This is a genomic window from Streptomyces sp. NBC_00289 (genome assembly GCF_041435115.1).
Taxonomy (GTDB): Bacteria; Actinomycetota; Actinomycetes; order Streptomycetales; family Streptomycetaceae; genus Streptomyces.
The window spans coordinates 5,449,873-5,473,459 of sequence record NZ_CP108046.1 but is presented as its reverse complement, the minus strand read 5'-3'; the positions used below and the strand labels follow the sequence as shown (position 1 = coordinate 5,473,459).

Here is a 23,587-nt window from a genome sequence, read left to right as displayed (position 1 = left end):
CCGTGACTGAGAACCGCAACAGGCCCCGGCATCGGAGGCGGAAGACCGCACTGACGGTCGGTGTCCCCCTGGCGCTGACCTCCGCCGGCGCTCTCGCATATGGCACCGTGTTCGGCGTGTTCGGCGAGGACGTACGGCCCACGGCCTCCGCGGCCACCGCCCCCGCCTGGGCCACCGCCACCGCGGACGGCTTCGCGTCGGTGAACGCCCTGGGCCAGAACGGGACGTACGGCGGCCGGGACGGCAGGACCGTGACGGTGAGGACGCTCGCCGACCTGGAGAAGTACGCGACGGCCGCCGAGCCGTACGTCATCGTCGTCGCGGCGACGATCACCATGGATCCGGTCGGGAAGGAGATCAAGGTCCAGTCGGACAAGACCGTCGTCGGCTCCGGGACGTCCGGCCAGATCGTCGGCGGCGGGTTCTTCCTCGGCGCGGGGGTCCACAACGTGATCATCCGGAACCTCACCATCCGGGACGCGTACCAGGGCGTGTGGAACGACAAGGAGCACGACTACGACGGCATCCAGATGGACGGCGCACACCACGTCTGGATCGACCACAACGACATCCGGCACATGGCCGACGGGCTCATCGACAGCCGCAAGGACACCACCTACCTGACCGTGTCCTGGAACAAGCTGAGCCAGGACAACAAGGCGTTCGGCATCGGCTGGACCGACAACGTGACCGCCGACCTCACGATCCACCACAACTGGATCCGCGAGACCGAGCAGCGCAACCCCTCCACGGACAACGTCGCCCACGCGCACCTCTACAACAACTTCCTGGAGGACGAGGCGGGGACGGACATCACGTCGTCCTACGGCAACTACTCGCGCGGCGGCACGAACATGGTGCTGGAGAACTCCTACTTCCAGGGGCTCACCAACCCGGTCGTCCGGGACGCCACCGCCACCCTCGTCCAGCGCGGCAACGTCTTCTCCGGCACGACCGGCAGGAACGAGAGCGGCGGCACGGGCGCGGCCTGGGATCCGAAGAGCTTCTACGGCTACACCCCGGACAAGGCCGCCGACGTGCCGGCGCTGCTCAGGTCCGGTGCGGGACCGCGTACTTCCATCGGTACGACGGCGACCACGACCACCACCACCAAAGCGGCCGCCACCACCCTCACCGTGGCCAAGGACGGCAGCGGCCAGTACACGACCGTCCAGGCCGCCGTGAACGCCGTCCCCGCGAACAACCCCTCCCGTGTCGTGATCGCCGTCAAGCCGGGCACCTACCGCGAGCTGGTCAAGGTCCCGTCCAACAAGCCGCACGTCACCATCCGGGGCACCGGCGGCAGCCGCAAGGACACCACGATCGTCTACGACAACGCGTCCGGTACGCCGAAGCCCGACGGCTCGGGCACGTACGGCACCGGCGGCAGTGCCACCGTCGCCGTCGACGCGGACGACTTCCAGGCCCGCAACCTGACCATCTCCAACGACTTCGACGAGGCCGCCCACCAGGACATCGCCAGCCAGGCGGTCGCCCTGCGCACCTCCGCCGACAAGGTGTTCCTCGACGGGGTCATCGTCAGCGGCGACCAGGACACGCTGCTGGTGGACACCGCGGCCAAGGAGAAGCTGGGCCGGGTCTACATGACCAACTCCTACGTCGTCGGCAACGTCGACTTCGTCTTCGGCCGCGCCACCGCGGTGATCGACAAGTCGGTCATCACCCTGAAGAAGCGCTGGAACGGCACCTCGGCCGGCTATGTCACCGCCCCCAGCACCGCCGCCGGCCGCAAGGGCATCCTCATCGCCAACTCCACGGTGAACGGCGACGTCTCCGACCGCGGCTTCTATCTCGGCCGGCCCTGGCACGCCGGCGGGGACACGACCCTCGACCCGCAGACCACCGTCCGCAACACCTCTCTGAGCGCCGCGATCCGGACCACTCCGTGGACCGACATGAGCGGATTCTCCTGGAAGGACGACCGCTTCGCCGAGTACGGGAACAGCGGCGCGGGCGCGGGCACGGCGAGCTCCGACCGCCCGCAGCTGACCGACGCCCAGGCCGCCGGCCAGGAGGTCGCGGACTGGCTGGGCGACTGGACGCCCACCTCTTCCTGACGGCCGCGGGGCCTGTCGGACCGCTCAGGTCGCGGACACGCTCCAGCCGCCGGCCGGACGTCGCCCGAGCGTCAGGGTGTCGTCCGGTCGGCCGGTGAGGGCTGGGGGCAGCGGTCCTGCCAGCCGGGCGTACGCGCCGTCCCTGGCGACCAGTTCCGCGTGGGTGCCCGTCTCCACCAGGCGCCCCCGGTCGACGACCAGGATGCGGTCGGCGTCGGGGGCGAGGCTCAGGTCGTGGGTGATCATGATCGTCGTACGGCCGGACATGAGGCGGCGCAGGGGCTGTACGACCTGGCGGGCGGCGACCGAGTCGAGGCCGGCCGTCGGCTCGTCGAGGACCAGGACGGGTGCCCCGCGCAGCATCGCGCGGGCGATGGTGATCCGCTTCAGCTGGCCGCCGGACAGGGCCGCCGTGCCGGGGGCGATCCCGGTGTCGTAGCCCTCGGGCAGTGCGGTGACGAAGTCGTGCGCCGCGGCCGACCGTGCCGCCCGCTCGATCTCCGCGTCGCTCGCGCCGGGGCGGCCGCAGGCGATGTTCTCGCGGATGGTGCCGTTGAGGATCAGCGTCTCCTGCGGCAGCAGGGCGACGTTCTCGCGCAGGAACTCCAGCGGTACGTCGGTGAGAGGGACGCCGTCCAGGCAGATCACGCCCGCGGAGGGGTCGTAGAAGCGGGTGAGGAGCTTGGACAGGGTGGACTTGCCGGCGCCGCTCGGGCCGGTCACGATCACCAGTTCGCCGGGGGCGACGGTGAGGCTGACCTCGTCGAGGGACGCGCGGTGGGCTCCGGGGTAGCCGAAGGTGACGCCGTGGAAGCCGACCCAGCCGCGGACGGGCCAGGCCGGGACGGGTTCGGCGGGGTCGGTGACGGCGGGTTCGGCGTCCAGGATCTCGCCGAGGCGTTCCGCGCCGGCCGTGGCCGCGGTGAGGGTCAGGCCGAGCCGGCCGAGGCTGCGGACCGGCGGGTAGAGGTAACCGACGAAGGCGGCGAAGGCGAGGAGCTGGCCCAGGGTCATGCGGCCGGCGGAGATCTCCCACACCCCGAGGCCGATCACGGTGAGCACGCACACCGTCTCGACGACCTCGACGAACTGCTCGTACATCTCGCTCAGCCGCGCCCCGCGCACGCTCGCCCGCAGCCAGGCGCGGGCCTCGCGGTCGAGCCGCCTCTCCTCGTCCCGGCGGCGGTTGTACGCCTGGGTGAGGACGACGTTGCCGAGCGACTCCTCCACCACCGAGGTGATCGCGCCGTCGGCGACCCGCTCGTCCCGGGAGGTCTGCCGGATACGGCCGGAGAAGCGGCGGGCGGCGAGCAGGAAGAGGGGGGCCAGGACGAAGGTGGCCAGGGCCAGGTCCCAGCGGAGGTAGAGGGCGGCGCAGGCGTAGAAGACGGCGGAGAAGGCCGCGGAGACCGTGCCGACGACTCCCGACACGACCATCTGCTCGATCGCCTCGACGTCACCGGTGAGCCGCTCGACCAGGTCGCCCTGCCGGTGCTTCTGGAAGAAGTGCGGGGGCAGGTCCTGGACATGGCCGAACACACCCGCCCGCAGCCGCAGGACGAATCTCTCCGCGGTCCAGGTCGCCAGCGAGTTGCCGAGGTAACCGACCAGCGCGCCCAGTGCGGCGACACCCAGCCAGGCTCCGGCCGGGCCCCAGAAGGCCGCGAGCGAGCCGGCCTTCAGGGCGTTGTCGGTGAGCTGCGCGAACAGCAGGATCGAGGCGGTCTCGGCGAGCGCGGACACCACCACGCACGACACGATCACCACCAGCCACCCGCGGTCGCCGCGGGTCAGCGGCCAGAAACGGCGGAAGGCCCGCCGGACTTCCCTCATGGTCGACAACGTCCTCTCCTGCTCTCGCGGACATGGCCGAGGCGGGGCCACGGGGCGAGCACGCTCGCCGACCGTCGACCCCGCCTCGTGACGGGCCTCAGCCCTCCGGCACTCAACCCTTGTGCGCGACCGGGCGGCGCTTCGGGGCGGCCTTCCTGGGCGCGGGCTTCGCGGCGCGCCTCGGGGCCGGGGCGGCGGGCTTGCGGTTCTTCTTCACCGGGGCGATCTTGTGGAAGCTCATGGGAAATTCCCTCTCCGTCACTGCTCTGCAACAGTCCTTCTACCGATCTGCTGCAATTGCCTATGAATTACTTGGATTTACTCAGGTGAATTCTTCGTAAGTCCCCGAAGGGTCTTCGTCAGCCCTTGTGGGCGACCGGGCGGCGCTTGGGCGCGGCCTTCTTGACGACCTTCTTCTTGACGATCGGGGCAGCGTGCTTGCGGCCCTTCTTCACCGGGGCGATCTTATGGAAGCTCATGACTGTCTCCTTCGTCCGTGCGGGTCGGTGCGGGTGAATTCCCTCTGCCGTTCGCGTTCTTCGCTTTCGCGTCGTTCGCTGTCGACATGGAAAACACTACGGGACCCCGAAGCCGGAAAAAGCCAATTCCGCTGAGACCTCGATGAATTGCGCCTGAGACAGTTTTCAGGCGGCCCACGGAACCAAACCCGGACTCACACAGGTTTTAATACGGGCCGGGCGGTCAGCGGCCGAACGCCAGCCCCGCCCCGCTCAGGCGCACCCTGATCCCGTCCTCCTCCACCCGCACATCCCGCAGCCGTACCTCCCCCTGCTCCGGCTTCGGCAGCCGGAAGCCCAGGGAGAGCCGGTCGGTGAGGACCGGGCGGGTGAGCCGGCTGAGGGCGTCGAGGAGGGCGGGGTCCAGGCCCAGACGCTCCAGGAGCTCCGGGTGGGCCGCGGCCAGGTCGACGAGGTTGAGGCGGACGGCCCGGTGGGCGAAGCGTGGGGTGCCGGTCAGGGTGGCGAGCCTGTCGTCGTCGCGCAGCGCCTCGCGTACGGCGGAGTCGGGGACACCCAGCGCGCGGACGACCGACGGGACCGACAGCAGGGCCTTCGCCTTGCGGGTCTCGTGGGCCAGGTGGGCGGCCGCCCCGGGCGTCAGATGCAGGCCCTCCGAGGCGCGGGTGCCCGGCCGGTACGTCGCCAGGTCCCCGATGTCCAGGCGCATTCCGCCGATCTGCGTGGAGACGGCCCGGTCACCGTTCCGGCGGATCCGCGCGTCCGCCCGCAGCAGCAGGTCGTGTCCGGCGACGGGCAGCGTGCCGCGCGCCCGGACCCGGTCGGGGCCGTCGCCGGTGAACGTGACCTGGGACGAGCCGAGTTCGCGGTTCAGATCGTCGAAGGACAGCAGGACGTCGCCCTGGAGTTCGGGGATGCGGGCGCCACGTACGGCGGTCGCGCCGTCGGCGTCGAGCCGTACACCCTTCGCCGTCGCCGACACCTCGGCGAGCGAGACCCGGTCGGCCGCCACGTCCGGCACGGTCACCCGCACCGAGTCCAGGCGGTCGTCGGCGAGTTGGGTGAGGAAGGGGAAGCCGTCGATCTCGACCTCGGGGGCGGCGGCCAGCCCGAGCTGGTCCTTGAGGGTGTCCGCCGCCTTGTGCTCGGCGTAGAGCAGGGCCCAGCGGTCGGCGAGGGCGAGGAAGGCGGCGAGGACGGCCAGGCCCACCACCGCCTTCGCGGCGAGGGGCAGGCCCGCGAACCTGCCCCTGCGCCGACGGCCCCCTCGACGGTGGTTGGGCGGGACCCAGTCGCTCTCGGGCTCGTCACTCCCGGGCCCGTCGCTCCCGGGCTGGCCGCTCCCGGGTTCCGGCGGCGGGCGGCCTTCGTCGGGGAAGAAGTCTTCCGGAGGCTCGTCGTCGAGGGCGGCGAGCTGTTCGTAGGGATTGCGGGGGTGCTGATGCGCCGGTATGGGGTGGGGGGTACGCATCGATCCATCCGACCATGCGTACCGGCCCCACCCGCAACCCGTACCCCCGTTGTGCGATCCACCTCACGGGAATCCGCCCCCCGCACGGGAGCCACCGCGAGGCAACTGCCCGCGCTCTACTGCACGATCGTGATCCGGTCGGCGGCCGGCGGCGCGATCGGGCTGGTGGCCGAGGAGTTGGCCGTCAGGTACTGCTCCAGGGCCGCGAGGTCGTCCGAGCCGACGAGGTCGTTGGTGCCCTGGCCCAGGGTGGTGAAGCCGTCGCCGCCGCCCGCGAGGAAGCTGTTGGTCGCGACCCGGTAGGTGGCGGACGGGTCGATGGCCGCGCCGTTGAGCTTGACGGAGTCGGCGACGACCCGGTCGGCGCCCGTCTTCGTCAGGTCCAGCGTGTACGTCAGACCGGAGGAGACCTGAAGGATCTTCGGCGCGCTCGCGTTCACGCCGCTCACCTGCTCCTTGAGCGCCTGGACGACCTGGGCGCCGGTGAAGTCCTGGAGGTTCACGGTGTTGGCGAAGGGCTGGACGGTGAAGCCCTCGGCGTACGTCACCACGCCGTCGCCCTCGGCACCCTTGGCCGCGTAGGTCAGCCCGGCCCGGACACCGCCCGGGTTCATCAGCGCCAGGTCCGTCCCGGCGTCGAGGGACTTGCCGTGGGCGAGCTGCGCGTCGGCGATCAGGTCACCCATGGGGGACTCGGTGCCGGTGTTCGGGATGTCGGCGGAGATGTAGCCGATCGCCCGGTTGCCGATGGGCGCGGCGAGGGTGTTCCACCTGCTGATCAGCTCGGTCAGGTCGGTCGCCTTGGGGACGTCCCGGGTGACCACGTGGTTCGCCGACGTCACGGCCGTACGGGCGATGTCACCCGTGCGACGGTCGTAAGTGAGGGTGGTGTCGGTGTAGAGGCGGCCGAAGGACGCGGCCGAGGTGACCATGCGGGGCTTGCCCGACGGGTCGGGGATGGTGCAGACGTACGCGGTGTGGGTGTGGCCCGTCACCAGGGCGTCCACCGACGGCGTGATGTTCTTGGCGATGTCGACGATGGGGCCGGAGACACCGGCGCCCGCGCCCGGCGAGTCGCAGTCGTAGTTGTACGAGCCGGAGGACGGCAGGCCGCCCTCGTGGATGAGCGCGACGATCGACTTGACGCCCTGCTTCTGCAGCACCTTGGCGTACTTGTTGATCGTCTCGACCTCGTCCTTGAAGGTGAGGCCCTTGACGCCGTCGGCCGAGACGATGCCCGGGGTGCCCTCCAGGGTCACGCCGATGAAGCCGACCTTGACGTCCTTCTTCTTCCACACCCAGTAGGGCTTGAGGATCGGCTTGCCGGTCTTCTGGTCGAGGACGTTGGCGGCGAGGTAGGGGAAGTCGGCGCCCTCGAACCTCTTGTCCGTGTAGCAGCCGGCGGTCGGGTGGCAGCCGCCGTTCTGCAGCCGGGCCAGTTCCTTGGCGCCCTCGTCGAACTCGTGGTTGCCGACGCTGGTCACGTCGAGGTCGAGCTTGTTCAGCGCCTCGATGGTGGGCTCGTCGTGGAAGAGGCCCGAGATCAGCGGGGACGCGCCGACCATGTCGCCGCCGGCCGCGGTGATGGAGTAGGGGTTGCCCTTGCGGGCCTCGCGCAGATGGGTCGCGAGGTACTCGACACCACCCGCGTCGATGGTCTTCGTCGTGCCGTCCGCCTGGAGCTCGGTGACCCGGCCGGAGGAACCGGACGGCGGCTCCAGGTTGCCGTGCAGGTCGTTGAAGGACAGCAGTTGTACGTCCTGGTAGCGGCTCGGCTTGTGACCGCCCGGCTTGCCGTGGCCCTCGCCGGCGGACGCCGTCGCCGGCAGCGCGGCGGCCAGGGCACCGACGGTGACCAGAGCGCCGGCCGCGGCGAGAACTCGGTACGTACGACGTCTGCGGCGGTCGCGCGACGGCTGGGACATGGCTGGCATTCGCCCCCCTGTGTGTTGGCTGAGATCGTGGCCCCCGTCCGGCGCAGCCTAGAGTCAACGCGCGTAGCGCGACAGGGGGTTCGCGGTTACATCCTGGTTTCCCTTTACCCAACCCTTTGCCGCCACTTTGCGGGCCCCTCCCCGTACCCTCGTACGCATGACCAGCGACGACGCCGAACGGCCCGGTATCCCCCGCTCCATCGAAACCCGCTCCGCGCTCTCCCCCGAGCAGACCGACGCCGTGCTCGGACTGCTCGCCGAGGCCGCCCGGGAAGACGGACAGCAGGCGGTGTCCGAACAGGGACGGCTCCAGTTGCGCGGCGGCGAACGCCCGGGAGTGGCTCATCTGCTGCTGACCGTCGGCGACGAGCTCATCGGCTACGCCCAGCTCGAGGACACCGACCCCGTCGAGGCACCGGCCGCCGAACTGGTCGTACACCCCGGGCACCGCGGACACGGGCACGGGCGGGCCCTCGGCGCCGCGCTGCTGGCCGCGTCCGGCAAACGGCTGCGGGTGTGGGCGCACGGCGGCCACTCCGCCGCCCGGCACCTCGCCCAGGTCCTGGGGCTCACCCTGTTCCGCGAACTGCGGCAGATGCGGCGCTCGTTGGACGACCTCGACCTGCCCGAGCCGGTGTTCCCCGAGGGCGTGACCGTACGTACCTTCGTGCCCGGCGTCGACGACGCGGCCTGGCTCGCCGTCAACGCCGCCGCCTTCGCCCACCATCCCGAGCAGGGGTCCCTCACCCAACGGGACCTGGAGGACCGGATGGGGGAACCGTGGTTCGACCCGGCGGGCTTCTTCCTCGCCTTCCGGGGCGACGAACTGGCTGGCTTCCACTGGACCAAGGTCCACGCGGAGGAACGGCTGGGTGAGGTGTACGTCCTCGGTGTGCGGCCGGGGGCGCAGGGCGGGGGGCTGGGCAAGGCCCTCACCACGGTGGGGCTGCGGCATCTGGCGGGTCAGGCGCTGCCCGCGGCGATGCTGTACGTCGATGCCGACAACAAGGCGGCTGTGGCCGTGTACGAGCGGTTGGGGTTCGCGACGTACGAGACGGACCTGATGTACCGGACGGAGACGTGACGGTCGGCGCCGGTTCGTCGGTCACCGGCGCCGGTGGGGGTCTTGCTGGGGGCTGCCGCCCCCAGCCCCTCGCCTCGGCCTGAACGGCCTCGTCCTCAAGCGCCGGACGGGCTGAAAAACCTGCCGAACCGTCTCCGTCGCAGCGGCTCCGGGCCGCAGGCCGCCCACACCACCACCGCCGCGACCAGCACCGCCGACCAGCGGTCGTGTGCCGCCTGCCAGTTGGCGGCCTTCGGGATCGCGAAAAGGGTCCAGCGGTTCGGCAGGAGCAGCGGGGCGAGGGTGGCGGTGAAGAGGAGGCCGGCCGCCACCGGGATGCCCGGCCGCGGTTGCCGGCCGAACCGCAGGGCTGCCGCCGCGGCGGCCAGGGCGAGGGTGAGCGTCGCGGCCGCCTCCAGGGTGATGCCCCCCACCGGGGGCCGCAGCTCCGCCGGGACCAGGAGCAGTGCGGCCGTCCACCACAGCGCGGCGAGTGGGGCGACGAGGGCCGCCCGCAGCGTCTGGCGGACCGGCCGGGGGGTCGGTACCGCTGCCGTGGTGTCGCGGGCCGGGTCGTCCAGCAGGAACGCCAGGCCCATCGCGAACGCGAGGGCGGCGGCCCGCAGCAGGTTGAGCGTCAGCCAGGCGTTGAAGCCACCCTCGAACAGCCGCGGCAGTGCGGCGAGCAGCAGTCCCGCGGCGCCGCCGGCGCCCAGCATCCCCCACGGCAGCGTGCGCCGGACCGGGGCGACCAGGGCCCGCCACACCGCGAAGCCGCGCGTCCTGGCCTCGGCCGTCACGGAGTTCGTCGTCTGGGGCTCCGTCTCGCGCTCCGTCCGCGGTGTCACTCGTCGCACTGGTCCTCGCCCTTCGGCACGGCCACGCCCAGCAGTTCCGCCGCGCGTGCCGCGGTCACCTTCGCGGACGTCAGCTCCGTCCAGTTCGCCTTCACCTTCGCCGTCACCTCGGCGCGCGGGCGGTCGAACAGTTCCCGTACGACCTCCGTCTGAGCGGTCGTCATGGACAGGGGGTCGGTCGGGGAGAGGACGATGGCCGATCCGGTCACGCTGTCGTCGAGGCGCACGTTGCGGAAGGAGGCCACCGGGTCGGACTGCGCGCCGAGCGCCAGCCACATGACGGTCACCATCCGGCCGTCGCACATCTCGCCGCCCGCCTTCTCCTTGCCCGCCACCAGGACCGAGGCGACGGCGGCCGCGAACTCGGGGACGCGGTTGCCGCCCCAGGCGGTGCCGACGCTCACCTGGCCGGGCTTGGTGAGCGGGTCGATGGCGCTGTCGCTGGAGAGGCCGTACCGGGCCTCGACGCGCTGTCGTACGAGCAGGGGCCGCGTGGCCGCGGTGCCGCCGGCGAGGGACTGGACCTGGTCCACGATCCCGGCCCAGGTGCCTGTGCGGGGCGTCCATTCGGGGAAGGCGCAGTACGTCGAGCGGCCTTCGCGGACGCAGGTCTGTTCCTTCTCCGGGGTGACCGAGGCCCGTTCGCGGGCGGCGGTCGTCGCGGCCGGGACGCCCGCCGTCTGGCAGGCCCCGCCGACCACGGCCAGCACGAGGGCGCCGCCGAGGACGGCCTTGAGGGCGTGCGGGGTGCGGCCGGCATGGGCCACGATCGCGCACAGGGCCACGGACAGGGCCAGGCCGAGGAGGTAGAGGGCGTGCCAGGCGGCGGGCCGGCCCAGCAGGTCGGACGGCAGCGTCTTGGCGGTGTTCTCGCCGACCACCGGGTACAGCCACCTCGTGCCGTCGTCGCCTGGGGAGGGGATCGTGCCGAGGAGGAACACCAGCAGGCAGAAGACGATCAGTAGCGGGGCCGTGATCAGCGACGACAGCACCCGGGCGAGCAGCGCGCCGACCGCCCCGAACAGCAGCACCACCAGCGGTCCGACGAGCAGTTCGGACGGCGAGCCGTGCCCGATCGCGCCGGGCCGCAGCGCCTGCCAGGCGAACTGGACGGCGACGCCCACGGTGACGAGCACCGCGACCGGGGCCACCGACAGCACGTGGGCGGCCGTACGCTGCCACGGCTGGAGGACCAGGACGGCGAGGTGCCGTTCGGTGTCGTGCCGCCTGGAGCGCAGCATCGCGTGGTTCACGCACAGCAGCACCGCGAGGCCGACGAGGAGCGGCCCGCCCTGGGTGGCGCGGTCGGCGTCCTGGAGGGCCGGGTAGCCGTCGAAGGCGTCCCGGGTGCGCCACACGATCCAGCCGGTGTACGCGGCCAGCGCGAGGAGGACGAGGACGCGCGACAGCAGCTTGCGCGCCTCGAAACGGGCGAGGGTGAACACGGCCGCCCAGGAGCGGCTCGGCTGGGTCGTCACGACGGCCGGGGCCGCCGCCTCCAGGAGCGTGCCACTCATGCCGCCACCTCCGCGTCCGTGCCGTCGAGAGTGAGCAGGTAGCCGTCCTCCAGGGTGGGTTCGAGGAGGTCGGCGCCGCCGGGTGGATCGCCCACGTTGCGGAAGGAGCCGGTGCCGGTGCGCCAGCCCGCCCTGGCGCCGGGGGCGCGTTCGGTGCTGCTCCACACCCGGCCGGCCGCCCGGGCGGTCAGCTCGGCGGGGGTGCCGTCGAAGTGGATGTGTCCGTCCGCCATGACCAGGACCCGGTGGCAGAGCATCGCCACGTCCTCGGTCTGGTGGGTGGACAGCAGGACCGTCCGGCCCTCTCCGGCCTCGGCGATCAACTCCCGGAACCGCATGCGCTGTTCGGGGTCGAGTCCCACGGTCGGCTCGTCGAGGACGAGGAAGTCTGGGTCGCCGACGAGCGCGGCGGCCAGCGCGACCCGCTGCCGCATGCCGCCGGACAGCTTCTTGATGCGCCTGCCGCGCATGTCGGCGAGGTCGACCTGGTCCAGGACGCGCCGCACCTCCCGGTGGCGTACCGCGCGGTCGGTGAGCTCCTTCAGGATCGCCACGTAGTCGACGAACTCGAAGGCCGTGAAGTCGGGGTGGAAGCCGGGTGTCTGCGGCAGATAGCCGAGCCGGCGCCGCACCTCCTGCCGGCCGAGCGCCGTTCCCGGGTCGTGGCCGAGCACGGTGAAGGCCCCCTGATCGGCGGGCACGGCCGTGGCCAGCACCCTCAACAGGGTCGTCTTGCCCGCCCCGTTGGGCCCGAGCAGCCCGGTGACGCCCCGTGTCAGCCGTAGCGACACGTCGTCGAGGGCACGGGTACCGCCGTAACGCAGGCACAGCCCGGCGGCGGAGACGGTGGGGGTCATGCGGCACTCCTCTGGGAGAAATCGAAGCGGTCGCGTACCGCGAAGAGCAGGCCGGCGGCGAGCGCGGCGACTGCCGCGGCCACGCCCTGTCCGGCCGCGGTGAACGGTGCGAGGGTTCCGCCGTCGGCGGCCTGGCGTGCCACGAGCAGCAGCACGGCCCAGCCCACGCCGACGGCGGAGGGCGCGAGGACCGGTCCGAGGCGCGGGGTCAGCGCGAGGGAGGTCGAGGTGAGGGCGAACGCGGGCAGCAGCCAGCCGAGCGCGCTCAGCCCGTAGCCGGGCAGGGCGAGGGTGGCCAGCCCGTTCAGGCCGACCCCGGCGGCGAGCACGGCGACGGTCCGGATCATCAGCAGCCGGAAGCCGTGCGTCGGCGAGACGACGGCCATCTCGTACGTCGGGTCCAGCGCGGGCCCGTACGACAGGGCGACGCCGCCGAGCGGCAGCAGCGGGGCGAGGGCGAGGAAGAGGGCGGGCGAGCCGGTGGTCCGGGCCGTGTGGGTGGCGAGCACGGTCATGCCGAGCACGGCGACGACCGCGCCCAGCCAGGAGCGGCGCAGCACGGGCGCGGCCGCGAGCAGCCGCGCGATGTGGTCGGGCACCCCGAGCCGCACCAGGAGCGACTCGAGCCGGCCCGGCCGGGGCGCGTCCAGTTCGGCGTCCAGCCGTTCCCATCCGGCGTCGAGGGCGGCGGTGTCGCCGGCCTCGGCGAGGACGGCCCGGCACCGGGCGCAGGCGGTGAGGTGGGTGTCGGCGGACCACAGGGCGGGGGGCGCCAACTCGTTCTGGGCGTAGGCCCGCAGGTCCTCCTCGGTCACGTGCCAGGTCATGCCAGCGCCTCCCGCAGTTGCTTACGGGCCCGCATCGCCCGCGTCTTGACCGTGCCCGGGGGTATCCCGAGCAGGACGGCCGCCTCACGGGTGGTCAGCCCGTCGATGACCGTGGCCTGGAGCACCGCCCGCAGTTCCGGCGACAGCCGCACCAGGGCCCCGGCGAGGTCTCCGTGCTCCACCCCGGCGAGGACGCGTTCCTCCGCCGACGCCTCGTTCCGGTGCCGCAGCCGCGTCAGTGCCTGCCGCAGCCGGCCGCGTGCCCCGTCGCCGCGCAGCACGTCGATCAGCCGCCGCGACCCGATGCGCCACAGCCATCCGGCGGCGTCCCCGGCGCTCCCGGCGCTCCCGTCCTCGCGATGGCGCGCCGTGCCCCGCCACACCGCGAGGAACGTCTCCTGTACGACGTCGTCGACGATCCCGGCGTCGGCACAGCGGCCCCGCAGACGGGCGGTCAGCCAGGGCGCGTAGCGCCGGTACAGCTCCTCGAAGGCGCGCCGGTCCCCGTCAGCGGCGATGGCCCGCAGCAGTTCCCCGTCGCTTCTCGTTCCGCTCACGTCCCCTCATCGGACCGGCGGTGCCGATCGGTTCACGAAACCACGCTTGACTTTCCGGCCCCATCTGCAACACCCTTTCACTACTCAATTAGTGAAAGGGTGTTGTCGAGTGGTGGAATACCGCATCGACCGGCACAGCGGGGTGGCCACCTACGTCCAGATCGTCCAGCAGACCAAACAGGCGCTGCGGCTGGGGCACCTCGAACCGGGCGACCGGCTGCCCACGGCCCGCGAGGTCGTCGAGGCCACCGCCATCAACCCCAACACCGTGCTCAAGGCCTACCGCGAGCTGGAGCGCGAGGGCCTGGTCGAGGCGCGCCGGGGACTCGGCACCTTCGTCCGGCGGTCACTCGGCACCACCCCGGCCGACTCCCCGCTGCACGGGGAGCTGGAGGCGTGGGCGGCCCGCGCCCGCGAGGCCGGCCTGGACCGGGACGACGCCGCCGCGCTCTTCACCGCCGTACTCGACAAGCACTTCGCCCAGCCCGCCACGCACGCGCTCTCGCACTCCCAGGGGGACCCGTCATGACCGACTCCGCCGACACCGCGCTGGAGGCCGCCGGCCTCGGCAAACAGTTCGGACGACGAGGGGGCTGGGCGCTGCGCGACTGCTCCTTCCGGCTGCCCGCCGGCCGCGTCTGCGCGGTCGTCGGGCCCAACGGCTCCGGAAAGTCCACCCTGCTCGCCCTGACCGCCGGACTGCTGGCCCCGACCGAGGGCACGGTCACCGTCCTCGGCACCGACCCGGCCGCCGCCCGCACCCGCGTCGGCTTCGTCGCCCAGGACAAGCCGCAGTACCCGCAGCTCACGGTCACCGAGACACTGCGGATGGGCGCCGACCTCAACCCCGCCCGCTGGGACGCGCGGACAGCCGAGCGGATCGTGACCACCGGCGACCTCGACCCGCACAAGCGCATCCGCGCGCTCTCCGGCGGCCAGCGCACCCGGGTGGCGCTCGCCCTGGCCCTCGGCAAGCGACCCGAACTGCTCCTGCTGGACGAGCCGATGGCCGACCTCGATCCGCTGGCCCGGCACGAGGTGATGGGCCTGCTGATGGGCCAGGCGGCCCTGCACGGCACGACGATCGTGATGTCCTCGCACGTCATCGCCGAGCTGGAGGAATCCTGCGACCATCTCCTGCTGGTCGGCGGCGGCCGGGTCCGACTGGCCGGTGAACTGGACGAGTTGCTCGAGGCGCACCTGCGCGTGTCCGTCCCCGCGGACACCCCTCTCGAGCCGCACACCGTCGTGGAGTCCCGGACCACCGGCCGTCAGCTCTCCGCGCTGATCCGCCCGGCGGGGCCGCTCCCGGCCGGCTGGCGGACCGGCCCGCCCTCCCTGGAGGAGCTGCTCCTCGCCCATCTGCGCAACCCCGAGGCGCCGGCCCTGAGCCCGGCCGGCCCGGCCAAGACACCGGAGAACATCGCGTGAGCACCCTGACCTCCCCCGCCCCGGCCGCCGTCGAGCACAGCTCGCCCGCACCGCGACTGGCCCGCTGGCTGCTGCGCCTGCACCGCCCCGCCCTGTACCTGTGGACCGCTCTCGCCGTCGTGCTCGGCGCCGCGCTGCTGTGGCTGTGGGGCCCGCTCACCGACGCCGCGGCGGCGGCCTGGGACCAGTACGACGCCTGCCGTACGGGCGCCGGGTGCCACTACGACCAGGACGCGATCCTGCGCTACAAGAACGTCGACCAGTACACGACGACCGCCCTCGTCGCGCTTCCGTTCCTCGTGGCAGCCTGGGCCGGCGGCGCGCTGACCGGCCGCGAAACGGAGAACGGCACCACCCGGCTGGCCTGGACCCAAGGCGTCTCCCCGGCCCGCTGGCTCGCCACGAAGCTCTCCCTGCCGGCCGCCCTGGTCACCGCGGTCACCGGTCTGCTCGTCCCGCTGCACCACCTGGCCTGGTCGGCGGGCGACGGCCGCATCGACACCGCCAAGCCCTGGTCCGACGTGCCGACCTTCTACGCGGGCGGCCCCGTCCTGGTCGCCCTGGCCCTGGCCGGTCTCGCCATCGGCGCCCTCGCGGGTCTGGTCCTGCGCAACTCCCTCGGCGCGCTCGTGACCGGAGCGTGCGCCACCGCCTGTCTGTGGGCGGCGGCCCACCTGACCATGCCGTACCTCTGGCCCACCGTCACCGCCGTCGGCGATCTCCGCAGCGGTGGCGCCCCCGGCTCGGGCATCACCGTCGCCACGGGCGTCCTCACCTCCACCGGCGAGCACCTCGCCGTGCCCCGCTGCGGCAGCAGCACGGTCCCGGACTGCGCCGCCCTCTACGACCGCCTCGACGCCGTCGGCCTCTACACCGACTACCACCCCCGCTCCCACTACTGGCCCCTCCAGCTCATGGAGACCGGCATCGTCCTGGCCGTCGCCGCCGCGGTCGTCACCGCCGCGTTCGCGCTGCTGCGCCGCCGTACCGCCTGAACCCCGCCGGCCGTCGTACGCCTCCGCCCCGCGGAGGGACGTACGGCGGGCGGCCCTGCGGACGCCCGTGAGCCGCCCCCAGATATCCCGCACGCCATGTCCCTGTAACCAGTGGTTCAGACGAGCTTGCGACGCTCGGCGAATGAAGCCCGCCGTGCCAGAGCCTTCGCCGCCGCCCGAAGGAACCCTGGGAATCACGCAGAACGCAGGCGTCCGCGCTGTCGCCGCGCTCCCTCCCGCGCTTTCCGACGCGCCCATTTCCCTCTCGGCGCGGAAGAATGGCTCCATGAGCCAGCCAGACGCCCAGGCACAGGTCCAGCACGCGCAGCCCTCCGTGGGCTCCATAGCCGCGCACCGCCCGCACACGGTGGCGGCGGTGGTCTCCGATCTGGAACCCGACCTCGATGCCGACCTCGACGAGTACGAGGAGTCGCCCTACGACGGTCCCCAGCTGCCGCAGGGCCGTTTCCTCGACCGGGAGCGCAGCTGGCTCGCCTTCAACGAGCGCGTCCTGGAACTCGCCGAGGACCCGAACACACCCCTGCTCGAACGCGCGAACTTCCTCGCGATCTTCGCCAGCAACCTGGACGAGTTCTTCATGGTCCGGGTCGCCGGTCTGAAGCGCCGTATCGCCACCGGTGTCGCCACCCGGTCCGCGTCCGGCCTCCAGCCCCGCGAGGTACTGGAGATGATCTGGGCCCGCTCACGCGAACTCATGGCCCGGCACGCCGCCTGCTACCACGAGGACGTCGCCCCCGCCCTCGCGGAGGAGGGCATCCACCTGGTCCGCTGGAGCGAGCTGACCGAGAAGGAACAGGCCCGCCTCTTCACACTGTTCCGGCACCAGATCTTCCCGGTGCTGACCCCGCTGGCCGTCGACCCCGCGCACCCCTTCCCGTACATCTCGGGTCTCTCGCTCAACCTCGCGGTCATCGTGCGCAACCCGGTCAGCGGCCACCGCCACTTCGCCCGCGTCAAGGTGCCCCCGCTGCTGTCCCGGTTCCTGGAGAGCTCCCCGGGCCGCTACGTCCCCATCGAGGACGTCATCGGCGCCCACCTGGAGGAGCTGTTCCCGGGCATGGAGGTGCTGGAGCACCACGCGTTCCGGCTCACCCGCAACGAGGACCTCGAGGTCGAGGAGGACGACGCGGAGAACCTGCTCCAGGCGCTGGAGAAGGAGCTCATGCGGCGCCGCTTCGGGCCTCCGGTGCGTCTGGAGGTCGAGGAGTCCATCGACCGCGAGGTGCTCGACCTGCTGGTGCGGGAGCTGAAGATCAGCGAGGCGGAGGTGTACCCGCTGCCCGGCCCCCTGGACCTCACCGGCCTCTTTCGCATCCACAGCCTCGACCGGCCGGAGCTGAAGTACCAGAAGTTCATCGCCGGCACCCACCGCGAGCTCGCCGAGGTGGAGTCGGCCTCCGCGCCCGACATCTTCGCGGCCCTGCGCAACCGGGACGTGCTGCTGCACCACCCCTACGACTCCTTCTCCACCTCCGTGCAGGCGTTCCTGGAGCAGGCGGCGGGCGACCCCGACGTCCTCGCCATCAAGCAGACCCTGTACCGCACCTCGGGCGACTCCCCGATAGTCGACGCGCTCATCGACGCCGCCGAGTCCGGCAAGCAGGTCCTCGTCCTGGTCGAGATCAAGGCCCGCTTCGACGAGCACGCCAACATCAAGTGGGCGCGCAAGCTGGAGGAGGCCGGCTGCCACGTCGTCTACGGCCTGGTCGGCCTCAAGACCCACTGCAAGCTGTCCCTGGTGGTGCGCCAGGAGGGCGACACGCTCCGGCGCTACTGCCACGTCGGCACCGGCAACTACCACCCGAAGACGGCCCGCCTCTACGAGGACCTCGGCCTGCTGACGGCGGACCCGCAGGTCGGCGCCGACCTCTCCGACCTCTTCAACCGGCTGTCCGGCTACTCGCGCCGCGAGACCTACCGCCGCCTCCTCGTCGCCCCCAAGTCCCTGCGGGACGGCCTGATCGCGCGGATCAACAAGGAGGCCCAGCACCACCGTGCCGGGCGGCCCGCCTTCATCCGCATCAAGGTCAACTCGATGGTCGACGAGGCCCTCATCGACTCCCTGTACCGCGCGTCCCAGGTGGGCGTTCCGGTCGACGTGTGGGTGCGGGGCATCTGCGCGGTGCGCCCGGGTGTGGCGGGCCTGTCGGAGAACATCCGGGTCCGCTCCATCCTCGGCCGCTTCCTCGAACACTCGCGGGTGTTCTCCTTCGGCAACGGCGGCGAACCCGAAGTGTGGTTCGGCAGCGCCGACATGATGCACCGCAACCTCGACCGCCGTATCGAGGCCCTGGTCAGGGTCACCGACCCGGCACACCGCGCATCCCTCAACCGGCTCCTGGAGACCGGTATGTCCGACACCACCGCCTCCTGGCACCTCGGCCCGGACGGGGAGTGGACCCGGCACGCGACCGACGCGGACGGCCAGCCCCTGCGCAACGTCCAGGAGATGCTCATAGACGCCCGGAGGCGCCGGCGTGGCACAGCAACACCTTGACCCGACGGAGTCCGCGGCCGGGCCCTCCCCCCAGTTCCCGGTGACGCCCGGGCCGGGAGGCGCCCCCACCGGTGACGCCCTCGCGGGCTATCTGCGGGCGCAGGCCACGGAGTTCCTCCGTGCCCTGCGGCTGCACCGGGAGTCCGGCGGCGGGCCCGCCAACGGCTCCGAGGACTCCGTCGACGCGGCCCGCGCCCTGCGCCGCTCGGTCCGCCGCATCAGCGGCAGCCTGCACACCTTCCGTCCCCTGCTCGACGCCGACTGGTCGGAGTCCCTGCGCCCCGAACTGGCGTGGCTGTCCGGCATGCTGACCACCGAGCACGCCTACGGAGCCCGCCTGGAGCGGCTGCTCCTCGCCCTGCACAGGCTGTCGGGCGCGGCCCTGCCCGCCCAGGCGCTCCCCGCGGTCGCCGGCAGCCGGACCGGCCCCGCCGCGGGCGGTCGCTCCGCCGGGACGGAACCGGTGGGCACGGCGGAACCCGGCGCCTCCGGCACCGTCGGCCCCCCGCACGGCCGGGCGACCCCGGAACGCGGCAACCTCACGGTCGGCGCGGCGAAGGCGGGCGCCCTGCTCGACCGCCGGCTGACGCTCGCCCGGACCAGAGCCCACTCGACGGCCCTCCAGGCACTGGGATCGAGCCGCTTCCACGCGGTCGCCGACAGCATCGCCGTACTGGCCAGCGAGGTGCCTCTCACCCCCGTTGCCTCCGCGACCGCCCTCGACCCCCTCGCGGCCGCCGCCGAGGACCGCCTGCGCGACGCCGTGGTGAGCCTGCCCCTGGTGACCGCGGGCAGCCCCTACAACGCGGAGGCCCTGATCCACGGCCTGTCCCCGGACCCGGCCCCGCACCCCCAGGACGCCCCCTGGCACCAGGTCCGCCTGCTGCTGCGCCTGCACCGCTACACCCGCGAGGTGCTGCAGGGCGACACGGCGCCGGTGGACGTGCGCCTGGTGACCGCCGGCCAGGCCCTCGACCGGCACCGGGACGCCTCCGAGGCCGCGGCCGCGGCCGCCGCGGCGGCCCGCACCCCGCGTATCGCCCCGGCGACGGCGTACGCGCTCGGCGTGCTGCACGCCGACCAGCGGCACGAGGTGGAAGCGGCCAGGTTCACGTTCCAGCAGTCATGGCAGAAGCGGGCCGTCGGCGCCCCCTGACCGCGGACAGTCCGTCGGCGCTCCACGACCAGGAGGCGGTGACCCACCGGTGACCCATCCGAACGACACCACCGTGCAGGCGGCGGGCTGTGTTCTGTGGCGCCGCTCCCCGGTCGGCGGGAAGCTGGAGCTGTGCCTGGTCCACCGGCCGAAATACGACGACTGGTCTCACCCCAAGGGCAAGCTGAAACCCGGCGAGGACCCCCTCGCGGGTGCGCTGCGCGAGACCGTGGAGGAGACCGGTTACACGGCCACGCCGGGCGCCCGGCTCCCGACCGTGCGCTACGCGGCCGACGGACGCCCGAAACAGGTGAGCTACTGGGCGGCCGAGGCCGCCTCGGGCGGTTTCACCCCGAACGACGAGGTGGACCGCGTCCTGTGGCTCTCACCGACGGCCGCCCGCGACCGCCTGACCCAACCGAGGGACCGAGCCCTGGTGGACGACCTGCTCCAGGCCCTGCGCCTGACATAGTCCGGGCACGTCGGGTCACGAAGCCGGGATGACTCCGTGTCCTCGACGTGAGCGTTCCGTGACCTAACCACACCGACCGCAGGGGTTCACCCCCCGTTCACCTTCGGCCATAGGCGCCTTCACCTGTTCTGCCTAATTTCGGCCTTACGCGGTGCGGCACGTGCCTCGCAGTACGGGGCCCGCACCACCCAGTCTTCGCACGCCGCCGGTTCAGGACGGCGGCTCCTGGAAGGAACACCCTCAGTGAAGCTTCAGCGCATGAACCGGCGGGCCCTCTCCCTCGGTGCTCTCGCGGTCTCCGGCGCCCTGGCCCTCACGGCGTGCGGCTCCGACGACACCGGCGGCAGCTCGGACAGCAGTGCCTCCTCGTCGGCCAACGCGAGCGCGATCAAGTGCGACGACGCCAAGGGCCAGCTGCTGGCCGACGGCTCGTCCGCGCAGAAGAACGCGATCGACGCCTGGGTCAAGCAGTTCACCCAGGCCTGCTCCGGCGTGCAGATCAACTACAAGGGCGGCGGCTCCGGCGCCGGCGTCACGGCCTTCACACAGGGCCAGGTCGCCTTCGCCGGCTCCGACTCCGCGCTGAAGCCCGAAGAGGTCACCGCCTCCAAGTCGGTCTGCAGCGGCGGCCAGGGCATCGACCTCCCGATGGTCGGCGGCCCGATCGCCCTCGGCTACAACGTGGCCGGCGTCGACAACCTGGTTCTGGACGCCAAGACCCTGGCGCTGATCTTCAACGACAAGATCACGAACTGGAACGACAAGGCGATCAAGGCGCTGAACCCCGACGCCAAGCTGCCCGACCTCAAGATCCAGGCGTTCCACCGCTCGGACGAGTCCGGCACCACGGACAACTTCACCAAGTACCTGATCGCCTCCGCCAAGTCCGACTGGCCCTACGAGGGCGGCAAGGCCTGGCAGGCGAAGGGTGGCCAGTCGGCCGCCGGCTCCTCCGGTGTGGCCCAGCAGGTCAAGCAGACCAACGGCGCCATCGGCTACTTCGAGCTGTCGTACGTCGGTGACGCCGTCAAGCCGGTCACCATCGACACCGGCGCCAGCGCCCCGGTCGAGGCCACCGTCGAGAACGCCACCAAGGCCATCGCGGACGCCAAGGTCGTCGGCACGGGCAAGGACCTCTCGCTCGAGCTGAACTACGCCACCAAGGCCGAGGGCGCCTACCCGATCACCCTGGTCACCTACGAGATCGTCTGTGACAAGGGCAACAAGGCGGCCACGCTGCCCGCCACCAAGGCGTTCCTGCGCTACCTCGCCTCCGAGGACGGCCAGAACGTGCTCACCTCGATCAAGTACGCCCCGATCCCCGCGGACATCATCGCCAAGGTCCGCACCACGGTCGAGGGCCTGAGCTGACCCGAGTGCGGTCCGGTCCCTCGCGGGGACCGGACCGCATCGTCCGGTGCACCGCCGCCAGGGGCCCGCACAGTACGTGCGGCCCCGCAGACCGGAGAACCCGATGGACATAACGACACAGCACGTCGAAGCCCCTCCCCCCGCCCCCCGACCGAAGCAGGCCGAGCAGAAGCGCGCGGCCCGCGGTGCCACCCGACCCGGTGACCGGATCTTCCTCGGTCTCTCCCGTGGGTCGGGCATCTTCCTGTTGGTGATCATGGCCGCGATCGCGGTCTTCCTCACCTACCGGGCGTCCCTCGCCATCAGCAAGGACGACGGGAACTTCCTCACCACCTTCGAGTGGAACACCAACCTCAACCCGCCGGTGTTCGGCATCGCCGTCCTGGCCTTCGGCACGGTGGTCTCCTCGATCATCGCCATGGTCATCGCGGTCCCGATCGCGGTGGCCATCGCGCTGTTCCTCACCCACTACGCCCCGCGCAAGCTGAGCGGTCTCATCGCGTACGTGATCGACCTGCTCGCCGCGGTGCCCTCCATCGTCTACGGCCTGTGGGGCGCGCTGATCCTGGTACCGCACATGACCGGCCTCTTCGGCTGGCTGGACGAGTACCTCGGCTGGACCGGCATCTTCTCCTGGGACGGCGGAGCCCCCCGGTCGATGCTGACGGTCGGCATCCTGCTCGCGATCATGATCCTGCCGATCATCACCAACGTGAGCCGCGAGGTCTTCCGCCAGGTTCCGCAGATGCACGAGGAAGCGGCCCTGGCGCTGGGCGCCACCCGCTGGGAGGTGATCCGCATCGCGGTCATCCCCTTCGGCCGCTCCGGCGTGATCTCCGCCTCGATGCTCGGCCTCGGCCGCGCGCTCGGCGAGACGATGGCCGTCGCCACCGTGCTCTCCCCGACCTTCGACATCCAGGCCAGCCTGCTCGACCCGGGCGGCGGCACCTTCGCGCAGAACATCGCCAGCAAGTTCGGCGAGGCCACCACGCAGGGCCGTGACGCGCTCATCGCCTCCGGTCTGGTCCTGTTCGTCATCACCCTGCTGGTCAACGGCGCGGCCCGCGCGATCATCGCCCGGCGCAAGGAGTACTCGGGGGCCAACGCATGAGCAACACCGTCATCGAGCCGCGCCCCAGCACCCTGCGCGGCGCCAGCCTCCCGAAGTGGTTCCCGTACGCCGTCGTCGTCGGCTCCGTCGTCGTCGCGGCCGGCATCGGCCTGGCCGCCGGCCTGGACAGCAAGGTCCAGTGGGGCCTGATCGCCGCGATCCTCTTCCTCCTCGGCACCTACGGCATCGCCGCCCGCGTCGAGGGCCGCCGCCAGGCCAAGGACCGCATCGCGACCTCCTTCGTCTGGGTCGCGTTCCTGCTCGCCGTGGTGCCGCTGGTCTCCCTGGTCTGGGTGACCGTCTCCCGCGGCATCAAGGTCCTCGACGTCTACTTCCTGACCCACTCGATGGGCGTGGTCGCCGACTCCGAGCCGGGCGGCGGCATCTACGCCGCGATCCTCGGCAGCCTGGAGCAGGTCGCCCTCGCCACGCTGATCGCCGCGCCGGTCGGTGTGCTCACCGCCGTCTACCTGGTCGAGTACGGGCGGGGCAACCTCTCCCGGGCCATCACCTTCTTCGTCGACGTGATGACCGGTATCCCGTCGATCGTCGCCGGTCTGTTCATCCTCAGCCTCATGCTGATCTTCGAGATGCAGCCCTTCGGCTTCGCCGGCTCGCTCGCGCTGGCCATCCTGATGATGCCGGTCGTCGTCCGTTCCACCGAGGAGATGCTCAAGCTCGTACCGAACGAGCTGCGCGAGGCCTCCCTGGCGCTCGGCATCCCGAAGTGGCGCACCATCCTGAAGGTGGTCCTGCCGACGTCCATCGGCGGCATCACGACGGGCATCATGCTGGCGATCGCCCGCATCGCGGGCGAGACGGCTCCCGTCCTGCTCCTGGTGTGGGGAAACCCGTTCATCAACGCCAACCCCTTCGAGGGCGCGCAGGCGTCGCTGCCGCTGTACATCTATCAGCAGTACGCGAACAGCGCGGGTTCGGGCGCGGCATACGACCGGGCCTGGGCGGCGTCGCTGACGCTGATCGCCTTCGTGATGATCCTGAACCTGGTGGCCCGCGGCATCGCCCGCTGGAAGGCCCCGAAGACCGGTCGCTGACGCGG

20 protein-coding genes are annotated in these 23,587 nt (G+C 71.9%); 11 read left to right on the top strand and 9 right to left on the bottom strand.

Annotation, left to right across the window (positions count from 1 at the left end):
* Positions 1-2: 2 nt before the first annotated feature.
* Complete coding sequence (locus tag OG985_RS24845; RefSeq protein ID WP_371670537.1) at positions 3-2,078, top strand: pectinesterase family protein; 2,076 nt, start codon at positions 3-5, stop codon at positions 2,076-2,078.
* Positions 2,079-2,102: 24 nt separating this feature from the next.
* On the opposite strand, the gene OG985_RS24840 is transcribed toward OG985_RS24845, so the two are convergent.
* From OG985_RS24840 to OG985_RS24825, 4 genes are all read right to left on the bottom strand, one after another.
* Positions 2,103-3,911, bottom strand: coding sequence for an ABC transporter ATP-binding protein (locus tag OG985_RS24840; protein ID WP_371670535.1), 1,809 nt, complete (start codon positions 3,909-3,911; stop codon positions 2,103-2,105).
* Between the two features lie 112 nt (positions 3,912-4,023).
* The gene (locus OG985_RS24835) at positions 4,024-4,152 is read right to left on the bottom strand and encodes a hypothetical protein (RefSeq protein WP_371670534.1); all 129 of its coding nucleotides are present in this window, start codon (positions 4,150-4,152) and stop codon (positions 4,024-4,026) included.
* A 461-nt stretch (positions 4,153-4,613) separates the two neighbouring features.
* Positions 4,614-5,861 (bottom strand): DUF2993 domain-containing protein, encoded by a 1,248-nt coding sequence (locus OG985_RS24830; protein WP_371670533.1) that lies wholly within the window; start codon positions 5,859-5,861, stop codon positions 4,614-4,616.
* Positions 5,862-5,977: 116 nt separating this feature from the next.
* A complete protein-coding gene (locus OG985_RS24825; protein WP_371670532.1) occupies positions 5,978-7,795 on the bottom strand; it encodes a bifunctional UDP-sugar hydrolase/5'-nucleotidase in 1,818 nt (605 codons plus the stop codon).
* Positions 7,796-7,952: 157 nt separating this feature from the next.
* Between OG985_RS24825 and mshD the strand changes: the two genes are divergently transcribed.
* Complete coding sequence (gene mshD, locus OG985_RS24820; RefSeq protein ID WP_371670530.1) at positions 7,953-8,879, top strand: mycothiol synthase; 927 nt, start codon at positions 7,953-7,955, stop codon at positions 8,877-8,879.
* 95 nt (positions 8,880-8,974) lie between these two features.
* On the opposite strand, the gene OG985_RS24815 is transcribed toward mshD, so the two are convergent.
* The 5 genes from OG985_RS24815 to OG985_RS24795 are packed head-to-tail and all read right to left on the bottom strand — an operon-like array spanning position 8,975 to position 13,473.
* A complete protein-coding gene (locus tag OG985_RS24815; RefSeq protein ID WP_371670529.1) occupies positions 8,975-9,706 on the bottom strand; it encodes an ABC transporter in 732 nt (243 codons plus the stop codon).
* Positions 9,703-11,232 carry an ABC transporter permease gene (locus OG985_RS24810; protein ID WP_371670528.1) on the bottom strand — a complete coding sequence of 510 codons (1,530 nt, stop codon included), beginning with the start codon at positions 11,230-11,232 and terminating at the stop codon, positions 9,703-9,705. Before OG985_RS24810 ends, OG985_RS24815 begins: the two co-directional genes overlap by 4 nt.
* A complete protein-coding gene (locus OG985_RS24805; protein ID WP_371670527.1) occupies positions 11,229-12,089 on the bottom strand; it encodes an ABC transporter ATP-binding protein in 861 nt (286 codons plus the stop codon). The genes OG985_RS24810 and OG985_RS24805 overlap by 4 nt, the downstream gene beginning before the upstream one ends.
* Entirely contained in the window at positions 12,086-12,916 is an 831-nt protein-coding gene (locus tag OG985_RS24800; RefSeq protein ID WP_371670526.1) for a zf-HC2 domain-containing protein, read from the bottom strand. Before OG985_RS24800 ends, OG985_RS24805 begins: the two co-directional genes overlap by 4 nt.
* Complete coding sequence (locus tag OG985_RS24795) at positions 12,913-13,473, bottom strand: RNA polymerase sigma factor (RefSeq protein ID WP_371670525.1); 561 nt, start codon at positions 13,471-13,473, stop codon at positions 12,913-12,915. Before OG985_RS24795 ends, OG985_RS24800 begins: the two co-directional genes overlap by 4 nt.
* Positions 13,474-13,582: 109 nt before the next feature.
* Between OG985_RS24795 and OG985_RS24790 the strand changes: the two genes are divergently transcribed.
* From OG985_RS24790 to pstA, 9 genes are all read left to right on the top strand, one after another.
* Entirely contained in the window at positions 13,583-14,002 is a 420-nt protein-coding gene (locus tag OG985_RS24790) for a GntR family transcriptional regulator (RefSeq protein ID WP_371670524.1), read from the top strand.
* On the top strand, positions 13,999-14,904 hold the full coding sequence (locus OG985_RS24785; RefSeq protein WP_371670523.1) for an ABC transporter ATP-binding protein: 906 nt from the start codon (positions 13,999-14,001) through the stop codon (positions 14,902-14,904). The genes OG985_RS24790 and OG985_RS24785 overlap by 4 nt, the downstream gene beginning before the upstream one ends.
* Positions 14,901-15,899, top strand: a complete 999-nt coding sequence (locus tag OG985_RS24780) for an ABC transporter permease (protein WP_371670522.1) — start codon at positions 14,901-14,903, stop codon at positions 15,897-15,899. Before OG985_RS24785 ends, OG985_RS24780 begins: the two co-directional genes overlap by 4 nt.
* A 286-nt stretch (positions 15,900-16,185) precedes the next feature.
* A complete protein-coding gene (locus tag OG985_RS24775) occupies positions 16,186-18,417 on the top strand; it encodes an RNA degradosome polyphosphate kinase (RefSeq protein ID WP_371670521.1) in 2,232 nt (743 codons plus the stop codon).
* Positions 18,398-19,573, top strand: a complete 1,176-nt coding sequence (locus OG985_RS24770) for a CHAD domain-containing protein (RefSeq protein ID WP_371670520.1) — start codon at positions 18,398-18,400, stop codon at positions 19,571-19,573. Before OG985_RS24775 ends, OG985_RS24770 begins: the two co-directional genes overlap by 20 nt.
* Positions 19,574-19,622: 49 nt before the next feature.
* Positions 19,623-20,045 carry an NUDIX hydrolase gene (locus OG985_RS24765; protein WP_371670519.1) on the top strand — a complete coding sequence of 141 codons (423 nt, stop codon included), beginning with the start codon at positions 19,623-19,625 and terminating at the stop codon, positions 20,043-20,045.
* A 243-nt stretch (positions 20,046-20,288) separates the two neighbouring features.
* A complete protein-coding gene (pstS, locus tag OG985_RS24760) occupies positions 20,289-21,416 on the top strand; it encodes a phosphate ABC transporter substrate-binding protein PstS (RefSeq protein WP_371670518.1) in 1,128 nt (375 codons plus the stop codon).
* Between the two features lie 103 nt (positions 21,417-21,519).
* Positions 21,520-22,527, top strand: coding sequence for a phosphate ABC transporter permease subunit PstC (gene pstC, locus OG985_RS24755; protein WP_371670517.1), 1,008 nt, complete (start codon positions 21,520-21,522; stop codon positions 22,525-22,527).
* The gene (pstA, locus tag OG985_RS24750) at positions 22,524-23,582 is read left to right on the top strand and encodes a phosphate ABC transporter permease PstA (protein WP_371670516.1); all 1,059 of its coding nucleotides are present in this window, start codon (positions 22,524-22,526) and stop codon (positions 23,580-23,582) included. Before pstC ends, pstA begins: the two co-directional genes overlap by 4 nt.
* Positions 23,583-23,587 lie beyond the last annotated feature (5 nt).